Below are 15,091 nucleotides of genomic sequence, written 5' to 3'. Positions count from 1 at the left end.
ACTTCGGAATGCTGTCGAAGCGGCTTCCAAAGGCAGTGTCAGAAATGTTCTGCAGGTGCCGTGCTCTGTGGCGCGGTTGGGGGTAAGGCCTTATTGCTCCCTGAACTTGCTCATGGCCTCCTGCTTGCTCACCACGTCGCCGTACTTGCTGTCGATGTCGAACAGGTTGGCTTCATGGGGCGCCGGGTGTCGATCACCGACGCACTCACGCACGACGATGGTGCGAAACCCATGTTGCACTGCGTCCACCGCCGTCGCCCGAATGCAGCCGCTGGTGGAACAGCCGGCCAGCACCACCGTGTCGATACCCTGGGCATACAGCATCGAAGCCAGGCTGCTGCCAAAAAACGCGCTGGCGTACTGCTTGGTGATCACCACTTCATCGGCTTGGGGCAGTACCTCGGCGCAGAACGCCGCCAGTGGGTTGCCTTCGACCATGTCTTTCATTACCGGGGCTTTTTTCACCCAGATACCGCCATCGGCGAAATGGCCGGGATGGTAGCGGATATTGGTGTGCACCACCGCAATCCCGTGCTGACGTGCGGTAGCCAACAGTTCGATGCTTTCAGCCACGGCGACAACCACTTCGGGTGCATATAACGGCGCGCCTTCGGTGGTGTAGCCCTGCATGAAGTCGATCATCAGCAGCGCGGCTTTCTTGCCGAAGCCGATGCGGTTGCCCCACACGCCCTGGTAGTTGGCGTCGGCGGATTGTTCGCTCATCTTTTCAATCCCTCATTTTCGAACAGGGCTCACTTCAGTACGCACCGGAGAGCAGGGCGCCCGCACCGGGAACGATGGGTTCCAGGTCCAAAGCCTTGAGCATGGCGTAGGTGGTGGCGATGGCGGCGGTGAGCACCGGCTTGCCGGTTTGCGCCTCGACCTTGGCCACCACCGGCAGCGACTGCATCTGCACGCAAGCCGACAACACGATCACGTCGACGCCTTCCAGATTCATGCCGGCAACGATGGCCGGCAGGTTGGCCGGGTCGTGGCGGGCCACCTCGAGGTTGTCGGGGATCTCCAGCGCGCGCCAGTCCACCACCTCGAAGCCTTCTTCGCGGATGTAGTTCACCACCAGCTCGGTCAGTGGTTTCATGTACGGCGCGACAATCGCGATGCGCTTGGCGCCCATCACCTGCAAGCCTTCGATCAGCGCACCGGCGCTGGTGATCACCGGGGCATTGGCGTCGTTATCGGCGGTGGCCTTGCGCAGGCGTTGTTCGGATTTGCGGTGGTAACCCAAGCCCATGGCCATGATCGCCACCAGGCACGCATACCCCAGCACGTCGACCTTGGCGTCGGACAGTTCGACGGCGCAGCGGTCGGATTCGCCGTCCATGGCCGCCAGTTCTTCCTTGCGCACTTGCTTCATGCGCATGCGGCTGGAGTGGAAGGTAAAGCGCTCGGGGCGGATCGCCTGGCGTGCGGTGAGCATGGCCGGGATCTCGGTCTCCATGGTGGTGTTGGAGCTTGGCACTATCTGGCCGATGCGGTAGGGCTTCTGCATGGAAGTGTCCTTATTGTTGTGTGAGGAAGTCGCCGAGGGCATCGAAGAAACCTTCAAGGTCATCCCACGGAATCATGTGTCCGGCATTCGGCACGCGGACCACCTGGATGCGCGGTTGCAGGTCCTGGATCTCGGCGATGTCCTCGTCGAGGATCACGCCGCCGCGTCCGGCCACCATCAATAGGGCTGGGGCCATGAGGTGGGGCAGGTCCTGGTGGAAGTCCACCGTGTGGAAGTCATTGAAGGCGCGCACGATGGCGGGCTCAAAGCAGGTGTGCAGCCATTCGGCGCGCAGGCGCAGTTGCTCGTCGGTCCAGGTGGCGCAGAAGGCGCGCATCGCCTGTGCATCCATGCCGACCTGGGATTGACGGATCGAGTCGACGTACCACGGCAATTTGCTCGGATACTCGCGTCGGCCCGGGCCGGATGCCGGTGGGTCGATCAACACCATGCGGTTGACGCCGTGGGGATGCAGCACGGCGCTGCGCGCGGCAAAGCGCGCGCCCATGGAGTGGCCCATCAGGTGGTAGCTGTCCAGGTTCAGCGCATCGGCAAAGGCACCGACGTCCTCGGCGCAGGTATCCGCGCTGTAATCCAGCTCCGGACCCGTCGAGGACAGCCCGCGCCCGCGTACATCCAGCACGTAGGTGTCGAACTGCGCGCCCAGGCGCTCGGCCACGAAGCCCCAGGTGATCGCCGGGCTGGTGATGCCCGGGATCAGAATCAGAGCCGGGCCTTTGCCGCCATAGCGCAGGTAGTGCTGGCGAATGCCATTGGCCTGGACGTTGCCGCCGTAGAGGAAGGTACTCACGCGGCCACCCCCGATTTGAGCGGCTGGGCGTAGAGGTCATAGCCATAGACCCAGGCGGGGTCTTCCTGGGTGCGCAACCAGGTGTTGGCGTTCGATACGGCCTGCACGCGGGATGCGCGCTCCTTGCGGTTGGCTTCGTAGAGTCCAAAGGCCGTGCGGTAGTCGCTGATGCCGGTTTCCTGCAGGCAGCGGGTGAGCATCGCGGCGTCTTCGATGGCCATGCCGGCGCCTTGGGCCATGTGTGGCTTCATCGGGTGGCAGGCATCGCCCAGCAGCACCAGGCGGCCACGGCTCCACAGCGGCAACGGGTTGCGGTTGCGCAACGGCCACTTGGTCACGCTTTCGGTGCTCTCGATTAACGCCTGCACGGTGGGATGGTAGCCCTTGAAGGCGTCGAACATCTCTTCGCGGCTGCTGTCGACGAACGCGCCCTGGAAGTCCCATTCGGCATGGGGCACGCCGGTCACGTAGTAGTACTCGTCGCGCTTACCGGTGGTGTAGTAGACCATCATGTGGCGGTCCTCGGTCCACCATTTGATGCAGTCCTCGAACTTCAAGTCGTACTTGGCCAATTGGTCGCCACGGATCAGCGCGCGGTGCGCGACCCAGCCGCTGTACAACGGCTTTTCCGCGCCGAGCAGCTCCTCGCGGATCTTTGAATTGATGCCGTCGGCGCCGATCACGATGTCGGCATAGGTCACTTCGCCGTCAGCGAAGGTCAGGCGCACCTGGGTGTCGGTTTCTTCGAGGGTTTCCAGGCGCTTGTTGAAGTGCAGGGTGCCAGGCTTGAGGGTGGACATCTGCAGGGCGTGCAGGTCGCCGCGGTGCACGGTGATGTAGGACGCGCCATAGCCGGTGAGCGGGATACGCGAGAGGTATTCACCGCTTTCGCCGCAACGACTGAACCAGTACTCGGGGTGCGAGCCCATCAGGTCCAGCTGCTTTTCGATGCCCATGCGGCGGAAGATTTTCATGATGTTGGGGCCCATGTGGATCCCCGCGCCCAGCCGGGAGAACTCGGGTGCCTGCTCGTAGATGTCGACGTCGAAGCCGGCTTGCTGCAACAGGGTGGCGGCAGCTGCACCGCCCAGGCCGGCACCGACGATAGCGATTTTTTGTGTGCTTCCCATGGGGCGTGATCCTCTGTCTCTTTGATTGTCGGCGGCATCTGTCCGCGAGTTTTTTAGTGTATACGCTACTTTTTTAAAATTGGAAGCCCAGGTTAATGAAATTGTTTTTTGGCTGAATTCGTCATCTGTACTGTATTTATCCGCGTATCTGTTGGGTGTGTGTGAAAGGGTAACGTTTTTGTTCGGTGCTTGCAGTCCGCCTTCAATTCAGGTCTTATCAATATTAATTGGCGTGTACGCTATATAAATGCACCGGTGTGAGGCGCGATGCCTGAACGTGGTGCAGCCCCACAGGAGACAGGAAAATGCCGGTAAGCGATTGCGAACTGACCCAGATGTTTGAACATGTGCTGAAGCTGTCGAAGGTCGATCCGACTCAGAGCGTTGCCGTGCTCAAGAGCCATTACTCCGACCCGCGCACCGTGCGCGCCGCGATGGATGCGGCGCAGCGCCTGGGGGCCAAGGTGTATGCGGTGGAGCTGCCATCGTTCAACCATCCACGGGCGATGGGCAATGACATGACCGCCTACTGCGGCGACACCGCGCTCACCGGCAATCTCGCCGCCCAGCGCGCCCTGGAGGCGGCCGACCTGATCGTCGACACCATGATGCTGCTGCATTCGCCGGAGCAGGAGCAGATCCTCAAGACCGGCACGCGCATCCTGTTGGCGGTGGAACCGCCGGAAGTGCTGGCGCGCATGCTGCCCACCGAGGCCGACAAGGTGCGTGTGCTGGCCGCCGAGCAGTTACTGAAAAAGGCGCGTTCGATCCATGTGAAGTCCCGCGCCGGCAGTGATTTCCGCGCCGCATTGGGGCAGTACCCGTCGGTGACCGAGTACGGTTTTGCCGATGAGCCGGGGCGCTGGGACCATTGGCCGAGCGGTTTCCTGTTTTCCTGGCCCAATGAAGAAACCGCCGAGGGCGTGCTGGTGCTGGATGTCGGCGATATTCTGCTGCCGTTCAAGACCTATACCCGCGAGCAGATCACCCTGGAAATCGAGAAGGGCTTTATCACCGGCATCCACGGCGGTTTTGAGGCCGAGTACCTGCGTGACTACATGAAGTACTTCAATGATCCCGAGGTGTACGGCATCTCCCATATCGGCTGGGGCCTGCAGCCACGGGCGCAGTGGACGGCCATGGGGCTGCACGACAAGAATGACGGCATGTGCATGGATGCGCGGGCGTTCTATGGCAATTTCCTGTTTTCCACCGGGCCGAATACCGAAGTGGGTGGCACACGCAAGACGCCCTGCCATATGGATATTCCGCTGCGTAACTGCGATGTGTATCTGGATGATGAGGCGGTGGTCATTGGCGGGGATGTGGTTGCCCCAAAAGCTTCCCTGGCACGCTGAAAATCCAATGTGGGGGGTCAAGTCCCCCACATGGTTGACCGAGTTTCTTCAGTGGGAAACTTGAGTACATCCAATAACGCGGCCATCATGCCCACCCATCGCCAACCACCCACCGAGCTCGCCGTGCCTGATTCCTACGTTTTTTCTGAACAAGTTGGCCACCTGCTGCGCAAGGCCTACCAGCGCCACCTGGCGATTTTTCAGCAGAATGTCGGCGATTCCCAGCTCACCGCCGTGCAGTTCGTCACCCTGTGTGCGTTGCGCGATCACGGTGCAAGTTCCCTCACTGAACTGGTCAAGGCCACGGCCGTGGACCAGGCGACCATTCGCGGGATTGTCGAGCGGCTCAAGGCCAAGGAACTGATCACCCTTGAGCCTGACCCGCAGGACAAGCGCAAGGTGGTGGTCGATCTGTCTGCCGCCGGCGCCGAGCTGGTCGCGCAAACCACGCCCCGCGCCGCACAGATCAGCGAATTGACCATGAGCAACCTCAACCCTGCCGAACGGATCGCGGTGCTGTTTCTGTTGCGCAAGATGATCGACGATCCCCAGGAATAAAGCCGGCTGGCATCGTTTTTGCTCTGTGTTGATGTAGCAGGCACTTCATCAGTCAAGTGTGTCGTGAGACCCCAGGTTCGCGACGCTTTTTTTTGGCTTATTAATGTAGTGCCTACTTCATCAAATGATTCGGGCGAAGCAAATGATCAGCCAGCACATCACGGTAGCGCTTGAGGTCAATGGGCAAACCAGCGAAGTCAGCGCCATGGCGGATACACCGCTGTTGCTGGTACTGCGCAATGATCTGCAACTCAACGGCCCCAAGTACGGCTGCGGCCTGGGCGAGTGCGGTGCGTGCACCGTGATCATCGATGGCGTCGCTGCTCGGTCGTGTGTATTTCCGCTGTCGGGCGCGGTGGGGCGCGAGATAGTCACCCTCGAAGGCCTCGGTACCCGCGAGGCGCCGCACCCGGTGCAGCAGGCCTTTATCGATGAGCAGGCCGCGCAATGCGGCTACTGCCTCAACGGCATGATTATGGCCACCAAGGCTTTGCTCGACCGTAACCCCAGCCCCAGCGAAGCCCAGGTGCGCCTTGAGCTGGCGGGCAACCTCTGCCGCTGCGGCACCCATATCGAAATCCTTCGCGCGGTGCTGCGAGCCGCGCGCCTGATGAACGTGGATGGATCACCATGACCGACACCCCGCTTTCCCGTGACCAGTGGCTGGCCAAGACCGGCGTTCTGTTGATCGTCGATGACGTGCTGCCGCCTTCGGGGCCGGTGGCCAAGGGGGGGACGCCCAGCGTGAAGCCCAAAGAGCTGGGGCTGTTTATTGCCGTCAACGATGACGGCCTGGTGTACGCATTCAACGGCCATGTGGACCTGGGCACCGGCATACGTACCGCGCTGGCGCAGATCGTCGCCGAGGAACTCGACCTGAGCATGAAGCAGGTGAAGATGGTGCTCGGCGATACCGAGCGCGTGCCGAACCAGGGCGCGACCATTGCCAGTGCCACGTTGCAGATTTCCGCGATCCCACTGCGTAATGCGGCGGCGGAGGCGCGGCGCTTCTTGCTGGCGCGGGCGGCGGGGCGCTGGGGCGTAAGCACGGCCAGCCTCAGGGTGGAAGGCGGCATGATTCACGGCGCCGACGGGCGTACCAGCACCTACGCGGAACTGGTCAGCGGCCAGCACGACCAGTTGCGCATCAGCGGCGATGCGCCCCTCAAGGCCGTCGAGGACTATCACCTGGTGGGCAAGGGCGCTGCGCGGGTAGACATCCCAGGCAAGGCCACCGGTGAATTGACCTATGTGCACGATATGCGTGTGCCGGACATGCTCCACGGCCGGGTGATCCGCCCGCCGTATGCAGGGCTTGATTGCGGTGACTTTGTCGGCAACAGCCTGCTGCGCGTGGATGAAGACTCCATCGCCCATATCCCCGGTATCGTCGCGGTGGTGGTGATCCGCGATTTTGTCGGCGTAGTGGCGCTGCGCGAAGAGCAGGCGATCAAGGCTGCCCAGGCGTTGCAGGTGCATTGGAAACCCTGGAATACCGCGCTGCCGGACATGGGCGATGTGGAACAGGCCATCCGCGATAACCCACGGGTGCGCCGCACCGTGCTTGACCAGGGCAATGTCGACGCAGCCCTGGCCGACGCCAGCCAACGCATGCCGCGTACGTACCTGTGGCCATACCAGATGCATGGCTCCATCGGTCCCTCCTGCGGGCTGGCCGATTACTCGCCGGCCGGCAGCCGCGTGTGGTCCGGCAGCCAGAACCCGCACCTGCTGCGCGCCGACCTGGCGTGGTTGCTGGAATGCGATGAGGCGCTGATCGAGGTCATCCGCATGGAAGCTTCCGGCTGTTACGGACGCAATTGCGCCGACGATGTGTGCGCCGATGCCTTGCTGTTGTCCCGAGCGGTGGGCAAGCCGGTGCGCGTGCAATTGAGCCGCGAACAGGAGCACCTGTGGGAGCCCAAGGGCACCGCGCAGTTGATGGAGGTGGACGGCGGCCTCAACGCCGATGGCAGCATCGCCGCCTACGACTTCGACACCAGCTACCCCTCCAACGGCGCACCGACCCTGGCACTCTTGCTCACCGGCCGCGTCGAACCGCTGGCGGCGATGTTCGAGATGGGCGACCGCACCTCGATTCCGCCCTACGACATCAACAACCTGCGCGTGACCATCAACGACATGGCGCCCATCGTGCGCGCGTCGTGGATGCGCGGCGTGTCGGCGTTGCCCAACACCTTTGCCCACGAGTCCTATATCGATGAGCTGGCCTTCGCGGCCGGCGTCGACCCGGTGGAATACCGCCTGCGCTATCTGAAGGACGAGCGCGCCATCGACCTGGTGAAATCCACCGCCGAACGCGCCAACTGGTCACCGCGCACCGCGCCGATGCAGACCGCCAGTGAAGACCACCTGCTGCGCGGTCGCGGCTTTGCCTACGCGCGCTACATCCACAGCAAGTTCCCCGGCTTCGGCGCAGCGTGGGCCGCCTGGGTAGCGGACGTGGCCATCGACAAGCACACCGGCGATGTGTCGGTGACGCGGGTGGTGATCGGGCATGACGCGGGGATGATGATCAACCCGTCTGGCGTGCAGCATCAGATCCACGGCAATGTGATCCAGTCCACCAGCCGCGTGCTCAAGGAGCGTGTGACCTTTGAAGAATCGACGGTGGCGAGCAAGGAGTGGGGCGGTTACCCGATCCTGACGTTCCCCGAGGTGCCGCAGATCGACGTGCTGATGATGCCGCGTCAGGACCAGCCGCCTATGGGCGCGGGTGAATCGGCGTCGGTGCCCAGCGCGGCGGCGATTGCCAATGCGGTCTACGACGCCACCGGGATTCGTTTTCGCGAATTGCCGATCACCCCGGAGCGGGTGCTGGCGGCGCTGAATGCTGGCACGTTGGGTGAACCGGCCAGGTCGCCGGAAAAACGCCGCAAGTGGTGGTTTGGTGCGCTGTTCGCGACGTTGGGCGCGCTGCTGGCTACGGCCTGGCCGTTTCACAATGAAATCGCACCCATCGCTGCGCCGAGTGCCGGCACTTGGTCCAAGGCCACGTTGGAGCGCGGACGCTTGCTGGCAGCGGTGGGCGATTGCGCGGTGTGCCATACGGCGCCCGGTGGCGCGGTCAATGCCGGTGGTTTGGCCATGGAAACCCCCTTCGGTACCCTGTACAGCAGCAATATCACCCCGGATGTAGAGACCGGCATCGGCGCCTGGTCTTATCCCGCGTTCGAGCGGGCGATGCGCGATGGCATTGGCCGCGACGGGCGCAACCTGTACCCGGCGTTTCCCTATACGGCGTTTCGCAATATCAACGATGCGGATATGCAGGCGCTGTACGCCTACCTGATGTCCCAGGCGCCGGTCAGCCAGGCACCGACGCCGAATGCCATGGTTTTTCCGTTCAATATCCGGCCGCTGATGGCGGGGTGGAATGCGTTGAATCTGCGCCGCGGTGAAATATCGCTGCAGCCTGAGCGCAGCGAGCAATGGAATCGCGGCAATTATCTGGTGAACGGCTTGGGCCACTGCGCCGCGTGCCACTCGCCGCGCAATTTCATGGGGGCCGAGAAGGGCGGTAAGTCCTTCCTGGCGGGCGGCATGGTCGATGGCTGGGAGGCGCCGGCACTGACCGGGTTGTCGAAGGCGCCGACGCCGTGGACCGAGGACCAGCTATTCACCTATCTGAGCACCGGCTATTCCGATGCCCATGGCGTGGCGGCAGGCCCGATGGGGCCGGTGGTGAGCGAGTTGTCGAAACTGCCCAAGGCAGATATCCGTGCGATGGCGGTGTACCTGGCGTCGCTGAAGGGCGAGGCCGTTGCTGAAGTGCAGGTGGCTGCCACGGTGCCAAATCCCAATGGCCGGCGAGTGTTCGAAGGTGCGTGCAAGGCCTGCCACGCCGACGGGCTGGGGCCGAAATTGTTTGGGGTGAGCCCGTCGCTGGCAACCAATACCAATGTGTACAGCGACCAACCGGACAATCTGATCAAGGTGATCCTGCAAGGCATCAGCAAACCTGCGACCAAGGACCTGGGCTACATGCCGGGTTTCAAGGACAGTTTGTCCAACAGCCAGGTGGCGGATCTGGTGGCGTACCTGCGCGGGCGGTTTGCGCCGAATGCGCCGGTGTGGAGTGGGGTGGAACAGAAGGTCGCGCAGCTGCGCGCCAACCCTGGTACTCACTGACACGACAGGGTTAAAGCGGTGGGAGGGGGGTCACGCCGCGCACCACCAGGTCACTGATAAACCCCAGCCAATCCTGCTGCTGCCCTTTGTTCGACAAGTCTTCGCCGAGGAATGAGCTGAGGGTATGGCGGTTGGAGTTATAGAAGTAGCACAGCGAGGCGATCATCAAGTACACGTGCTTGAGGTCGACATCCTTGCGGAACACGCCTTGGGCCTGGCCGGCTTCGATGATCGGGCGCAATACGCCGACCGCTTCCCCCGACAGCCTGCGCAATTCGCCGGACTGCTTGGCGTGCTTGCCCTGGTGCAGGTTCTCGATGCTCAGGATCGCCACGAACTCCGGGTGCTTGACGTAGTAGTTCCAGATAAACGCGACCAGCTCGCGCAGGGCCTGCACCGGCGCATCCAGGTCCAGCTTGAGTGTGCTTTCGGCGTGGTTGAACTGCTCGTAGGTGTGTTCCAGCACGCAGACGAACAGGTGTTCCTTGCTGCCGAAATAGTAATAGAGCATGCGGTCGTTGGAGTCGGCTTCCTTGGAAATGGTGTCGACGCGCCCACCGGAATAGCCGTCGCGGGTGAACACCTTGACCGCCGCCTGCAGAATGCGTGAACGCGTCTGGTCCGCCTGTTGGGCACGAATTCCGGTCTTCTTGATCGCCATGTCAAAGCGCCTTGCAGGACAGTTTGGGCGCGAAATATAGCATGGGCTTTTTCCGCTCCGTTCTGTGACCGACAGGTTCTGTAATAAAAACGCCATTGCGCTGGGGATTAAATTCGGGGCGGGCTATTTTGGTGCGTCTCAATAACTAGAGTAGCCATGGATGAAATACCAACCCTTCAACCGCGCATTAATTGCAACCGCCCTGGTATTGACGGTCAGCGGCGTGCAAGCGGCTTCTCAGGCCCCGGTGGCCGGTGAAAATGGCATGGTGGTGACCGCCCAGCATTTGGCCACGCATGTCGGCGTGGATGTACTCAAGGCCGGCGGGAACGCGGTGGATGCCGCCGTGGCGGTCGGCTACGCGCTGGCGGTGGTGTACCCGGCGGCGGGTAACCTGGGCGGCGGCGGCTTCATGACCGTGCAACTGGCGGATGGGCGCAAGACCTTCCTCGACTTCCGCGAGAAAGCCCCGTTGGCGGCTACCGCTGATATGTACCTGGACAAGGCCGGCAATGTGGTCGAAGGCTTGAGTGCCAAGGGGCATCTGGCTGTCGGCGTGCCCGGCACCGTGTCCGGCATGGAGCTGGCCCTGAGCAAGTACGGCACCCTCAAGCGCGCCCAGGTGATTGCCCCGGCGATCAAGCTGGCGGAAAACGGCTTTGCCTTGGAGCAGGGCGATATCGACCTGCTGCACACCGCCACCGGCGAGTTCGAAAAAGACAAGGATATGCGGGGGATTTTCCTGCACAACGGCCAGCCGCTGCAGGTCGGCCAGAAGCTGGTGCAGAAAGACCTGGCCAAGACCCTCAAGGAAATCTCAGCCAAGGGCAGCGACGGTTTCTATAAGGGTTGGGTCGCCAAGGCCCTGGTGGACTCCAGCCAGGCCGGCAAGGGCATCATCACCCAGGCCGACCTCGACAAATACAAGACCCGCGAACTGGCGCCCATCGAGTGTGACTACCGTGGCTACCACGTAGTCTCGGCACCGCCGCCAAGCTCGGGCGGTGTGGTGATCTGCCAGATCATGAACATCCTCGAAGGCTACCCGATGGCTGACCTGGGCTATCACTCGGCCCAGGGCCTGCACTACCAGATCGAAGCCATGCGCCACGCCTATGTGGACCGTAACAGCTACCTGGGCGATCCGGATTTCGTGAAGAACCCGATCGAGCATCTGCTGGACAAGAACTACGCGGCCAAGCTGCGTGATGCCATCGAGCCGCACAAGGCCGGGGATTCCCAGGCGATCAAGCCGGGCGTATCACCCCATGAAGGCAACAACACCACCCACTATTCCATCGTCGACAAGTGGGGCAACGCGGTCTCGGTGACCTACACCCTCAACGACTGGTTCGGTGCGGGCGTGATGGCGAGCAAGACCGGGGTGATCCTCAACGATGAAATGGATGACTTCACCGTCAAGGTCGGCGTGCCGAACATGTACGGGCTGGTCCAGGGGGAAGCCAACGCCATCGCACCGGGCAAGGCGCCGCTTTCCTCGATGAGCCCGACCATCGTGACCAAGGACGGCAAGGCCGTGATGGTGGTGGGTACACCGGGCGGCAGCCGCATCATTACGGCGACCTTGCTGACCATCCTGAATGTCATCGACTACAAGATGAATATCCAGGAAGCCGTGGACGCGCCGCGTTTCCACCAGCAATGGATGCCGGAAACCACCAACCTGGAGACCTTCGCGGTCAGCCCGGACACCCAGAAGATTCTGGAAAGCTGGGGCCACAAGTTTGCCGGGCCGCAGGACGCCAACCACTTGGCGGCGATCCTGGTGGGGGCACCGTCCCTGGAGGGTAAACCGGTAGGTAACAACCGCTTCTATGGAGCGAATGACCCGCGTCGCAATACCGGCCTGTCGTTGGGCTACTAACCGCCCCGGTGTTGTAGTGAGCGGGGCAAGCCCACTCACTACAACAGCTGTTCTACCGCAGCAAACGCGGCGGTGCGGCGCTCCTCCCAACTCCCCCTGATGACCACCACCGCCTGTCGATGCGCCTGCATCCACGCCAGGCTGTCCTGGAAAAACGCCTGGCGGTCGGCCAGTTCAGGTTGGCAGCGTTGACCGTCGGCGGTCCATTCCACATCATCCGGCGACAGCAGCAGGTGCAGGTCGTACTGCCGGGCCAGCAGTTCGTCGTCGAGCCATGCCGGGTAGTCGCCGAACAGGGTCTGGCTCCACAGTTTATTGGTCAGCAGGTGCGTATCGAGAACCAGCAGGTGCGGCTGCCGGGCGCGGGCGGCATCTTCCCAGGCCAGTTGGCCGTGGGCGATGGCTGGAATATCCGCCAGGGTGGTGTCGCGCTGGTGATGGTCCATGAAATCGCGCACGTATTCACGCACCATCAAACCGCCAAAATGCGCGTGCAGCTCGGCGGCCAGCCAGCTTTTACCGCTGGATTCGGGGCCGGCCAGTACGACCACCTTCATGGTTGCAACGCCGGGTCGGCGCGCCATTCACGCCAGCCTTGCACGGCGATCACGGTGAACAGGGCATAGAGCGCAGCCGTGAGATACAAGCCCTTGTAGAGGAACAGCCCGACGAAAATCACGTCCACGGCAATCCACAGCGGCCAGCACTGCACGCGTTTCTGCGCCATCCACATTTGCGCCACCAGGCTGAATCCGGTGAGGGCGGCGTCGAGCCAGGGCTGGGCGGCATCGGTCCAGTGCGCCATCGCAGCGCCCAGCAGCAGGCTGCCGACCGCACCAATGACCATGCTGGTCATGATTGCGGGCCAACCCAGGCGGGTGACCTGGCGTCCTTGCCTGACCTCGCCGGCGCGGGTCCACTGCCACCAGCCATAGACTTGCAAGGCGGCGTAGACCACCTGCAGCAGCATGTCGGAATAGAGCTTCACGTCATAGAACACCCAGGTGTACAGCAACACCATCACCAGGCCGATGGGCCAGCACCAGGGGTTTTGCTTGACCGTCAGCCAGACAGCGATCACCCCCAGGGCGGCGGCGAACAGTTCAAGCCCGGACATGGCAGTTCCTTGGGAGAGTGGGAGAGGGCGGGGATTGTAACCAGAGGCCAGCAATCTTCAAAACACAGTAGGGCAAATGTGGGAGAGGGCAAGCCCCCTCCCTCATTTGGAGCGGTGTTAGACCTTGAACTGGCGCAAGAGGCCGTCGAGCTGCTCGCTCAGCCCGCGTAAGTGCACGCTGGCCACGTTGGACTGTTCCGCCGCCAGCGCGGTGCTGTGGGACAAGCTCGCAGCCTGGGTGACGTTCTGGTTGATGTCTTCCACCACATGGGCCTGTTGCAGGGTGGCGCTGGCAATCGACGCATTCAGGCCGTTGAGGTTGTGCAGCGCCTGGCCGATGGCGGTGAGGCTGGCACCGGCCTGGCCGGCTTGTTCGATGGTCAGTTGCGAGGCGCTGTGGCTGTCGCTGATCACCTTGACCGCGGCTTCCGAGTGACCTTGCAGACGCTCGATCATCGCCTGGATCTCGGCGGTGGATTTTTGCGTGCGCTGGGCCAGCAGGCGGACTTCATCGGCCACCACGGCAAAACCACGGCCTTGTTCCCCGGCGCGTGCCGCTTCGATGGCGGCGTTGAGCGCCAGCAGGTTGGTCTGGTCGGCGATGGAGCGGATCACTTCCAGCACGCCACCGATCTGTGTGCTTTCGCTGGACAAGGTGCGGATCACTTCCACGGCCTCGCTGATGGTGGTGGAAAGCTGGTCGATCTGCTGCAGGCTACTGTCGATATTGACCTGGCCTTGCTGGGCCTGAGCCTGGGCATCGCGCATTTCGCTGGCGGCGTGTTCGGCGTTCTTGGCCACGTCCTGCACGCCGTAGGTGACTTCATTGATGGCGGTGGCCACCAGTTCCATCTGCTGGGACTGTTGCTGGCTGCGGTCATGGGCCTGGGTCGCGTTGTTGCCCAGTTCCGTGGAGGACTGGCCCAGGGCGTTGGCGCACACCTGCAACTGGCTGACGACCTGGCGCAGCTTGGCAGTGAAACTGTTGAAGTGTTGGGACAGCTGGGTAACCTCGTCCCGGCCGTGGGTGTCGAGGCTGCGGGTCAGGTCGCTTTCGCCGCTGGCGATATTACCCATGGCGTTCACTGCGTCCTGCAAGGGGCGCACGATGCTGCGGGCAATCAGCGATACCAGCAGGGCCATTACCACGGCGATGCCCAGACCGATAAACGAGGCCTTCCACACCTGGCCGTTGAACTCGGCCTGCACATCGTCCACGTACACGCCGGAGCCGATGATCCAGCCCCAGGGTTCGAACAACTGGATATACGAGGTTTTCGCCACCGGCGCATCGGCGCCCGGCTTCGGCCAGCGGTAGTTGATGATGCCGGCGCCCTTGGCCTTGGCGAGGATCACGAACTCGTTGAACACGGCAAACCCGTCGGGATCGCGGATGGCCGAGAGGTTCTGGCCGTCCAGCTTCGGGTTGGCCGGGTGCATGATCATCACGGGGGTGAGGTCGTTGATCCAGAAATAGTCGTCGTGGTCATAGCGCAAGCCGCGCACCGCGCTCAGGGCTTGTTTTTGCGCGGCCTCGCGGGTCATCACCCCGGTGGTTTCGAGACTGTGATAAAACGTCAGGATCCCGCTGGCGGTCTGGACCACGTGCTGGGTCTGCTGGCGCTTGGCCTGGTAAAGGTCGTCGTGGATCTGCTTGAGCATCAGCAAACCCAGGGCCATCAGCATCAGCACGGCGACGATCAGGATCAACCAGAGGCGTCGGCTGATCGACATATTACGCAAACTGTTCATCGTCCTGTCACTCCGGGCTTTTTATAATTGTGGGCGTCGCATCGACTTTTACGCCTTGTCTGATAGGCTTTCGGCCTGAAATCGCAAAACCTGAGTACTGCCTGATTTTTCACAGAATTTTTGCAGACCGGCATTGACCCATGGTCAACACCGGGCC

General features: G+C 62.4%; 13 protein-coding genes. 5 read left to right on the top strand and 8 right to left on the bottom strand.

Annotated features, from left to right (window positions below; translation table 11 throughout):
- Positions 1 to 90 precede the first annotated feature (90 nt).
- From ACHPFG_RS17060 to ACHPFG_RS17045, 4 genes are read right to left on the bottom strand one after another with little or no spacing between them, the layout of a single operon-like run.
- Positions 91 to 723 carry an N-carbamoylsarcosine amidohydrolase gene (locus ACHPFG_RS17060; protein ID WP_431699910.1) on the bottom strand — a complete coding sequence of 211 codons (633 nt, stop codon included), beginning with the start codon at positions 721 to 723 and terminating at the stop codon, positions 91 to 93.
- Between the two features lie 34 nt (positions 724 to 757).
- Entirely contained in the window at positions 758 to 1,510 is a 753-nt protein-coding gene (locus ACHPFG_RS17055) for a maleate cis-trans isomerase family protein (protein WP_131696503.1), read from the bottom strand.
- Positions 1,511 to 1,520: 10 nt separating this feature from the next.
- Entirely contained in the window at positions 1,521 to 2,321 is an 801-nt protein-coding gene (locus ACHPFG_RS17050; protein ID WP_431699909.1) for an alpha/beta fold hydrolase, read from the bottom strand.
- Positions 2,318 to 3,451, bottom strand: a complete 1,134-nt coding sequence (locus ACHPFG_RS17045) for an FAD-dependent monooxygenase (RefSeq protein ID WP_145338822.1) — start codon at positions 3,449 to 3,451, stop codon at positions 2,318 to 2,320. Before ACHPFG_RS17045 ends, ACHPFG_RS17050 begins: the two co-directional genes overlap by 4 nt.
- 305 nt (positions 3,452 to 3,756) lie before the next feature.
- On the opposite strand from ACHPFG_RS17045, the gene ACHPFG_RS17040 reads away from it, so the two are divergent.
- The 4 genes from ACHPFG_RS17040 to ACHPFG_RS17025 all read left to right on the top strand — a co-directional run bounded on the left by ACHPFG_RS17040 (position 3,757) and on the right by ACHPFG_RS17025 (position 9,519).
- Positions 3,757 to 4,809, top strand: coding sequence for a 2,5-dihydroxypyridine 5,6-dioxygenase (locus tag ACHPFG_RS17040; protein ID WP_131696500.1), 1,053 nt, complete (start codon positions 3,757 to 3,759; stop codon positions 4,807 to 4,809).
- Positions 4,810 to 4,932: 123 nt separating this feature from the next.
- A complete protein-coding gene (locus ACHPFG_RS17035; protein ID WP_131696656.1) occupies positions 4,933 to 5,367 on the top strand; it encodes a MarR family winged helix-turn-helix transcriptional regulator in 435 nt (144 codons plus the stop codon).
- A gap of 142 nt (positions 5,368 to 5,509) precedes the next feature.
- Positions 5,510 to 6,001 carry a (2Fe-2S)-binding protein gene (locus ACHPFG_RS17030; RefSeq protein ID WP_281113273.1) on the top strand — a complete coding sequence of 164 codons (492 nt, stop codon included), beginning with the start codon at positions 5,510 to 5,512 and terminating at the stop codon, positions 5,999 to 6,001.
- Positions 5,998 to 9,519: a molybdopterin cofactor-binding domain-containing protein gene (locus tag ACHPFG_RS17025; protein WP_431699908.1), complete on the top strand. Its 3,522-nt coding sequence runs from the start codon at positions 5,998 to 6,000 to the stop codon at positions 9,517 to 9,519. The genes ACHPFG_RS17030 and ACHPFG_RS17025 overlap by 4 nt, the downstream gene beginning before the upstream one ends.
- Positions 9,520 to 9,529: 10 nt before the next feature.
- Here the strand turns inward: ACHPFG_RS17025 and ACHPFG_RS17020 are convergent, their stop codons facing one another.
- Complete coding sequence (locus ACHPFG_RS17020; protein WP_145338824.1) at positions 9,530 to 10,180, bottom strand: TetR family transcriptional regulator; 651 nt, start codon at positions 10,178 to 10,180, stop codon at positions 9,530 to 9,532.
- Between the two features lie 160 nt (positions 10,181 to 10,340).
- On the opposite strand from ACHPFG_RS17020, the gene ggt reads away from it, so the two are divergent.
- Entirely contained in the window at positions 10,341 to 12,065 is a 1,725-nt protein-coding gene (gene ggt, locus ACHPFG_RS17015) for a gamma-glutamyltransferase (RefSeq protein ID WP_431699907.1), read from the top strand.
- Between the two features lie 38 nt (positions 12,066 to 12,103).
- Here ggt and ACHPFG_RS17010 read toward each other — a convergent pair whose 3' ends face one another.
- The 3 genes from ACHPFG_RS17010 to ACHPFG_RS17000 all read right to left on the bottom strand — a co-directional run bounded on the left by ACHPFG_RS17010 (position 12,104) and on the right by ACHPFG_RS17000 (position 14,934).
- Positions 12,104 to 12,622 (bottom strand): AAA family ATPase, encoded by a 519-nt coding sequence (locus ACHPFG_RS17010; protein ID WP_340053071.1) that lies wholly within the window; start codon positions 12,620 to 12,622, stop codon positions 12,104 to 12,106.
- The gene (pnuC, locus tag ACHPFG_RS17005; protein WP_431699906.1) at positions 12,619 to 13,182 is read right to left on the bottom strand and encodes a nicotinamide riboside transporter PnuC; all 564 of its coding nucleotides are present in this window, start codon (positions 13,180 to 13,182) and stop codon (positions 12,619 to 12,621) included. The genes ACHPFG_RS17010 and pnuC overlap by 4 nt, the downstream gene beginning before the upstream one ends.
- A gap of 117 nt (positions 13,183 to 13,299) precedes the next feature.
- Positions 13,300 to 14,934, bottom strand: a complete 1,635-nt coding sequence (locus ACHPFG_RS17000) for a methyl-accepting chemotaxis protein (RefSeq protein WP_339450539.1) — start codon at positions 14,932 to 14,934, stop codon at positions 13,300 to 13,302.
- Between the last annotated feature and the right edge of the window lie 157 nt (positions 14,935 to 15,091).

It is taken from the genome of Pseudomonas sp. BR20 (assembly GCF_050780135.1).
In the GTDB taxonomy this organism is placed as follows: Bacteria; Pseudomonadota; Gammaproteobacteria; order Pseudomonadales; family Pseudomonadaceae; genus Aquipseudomonas.
This window is presented reverse-complemented; position numbering and strand designations above follow the sequence as displayed.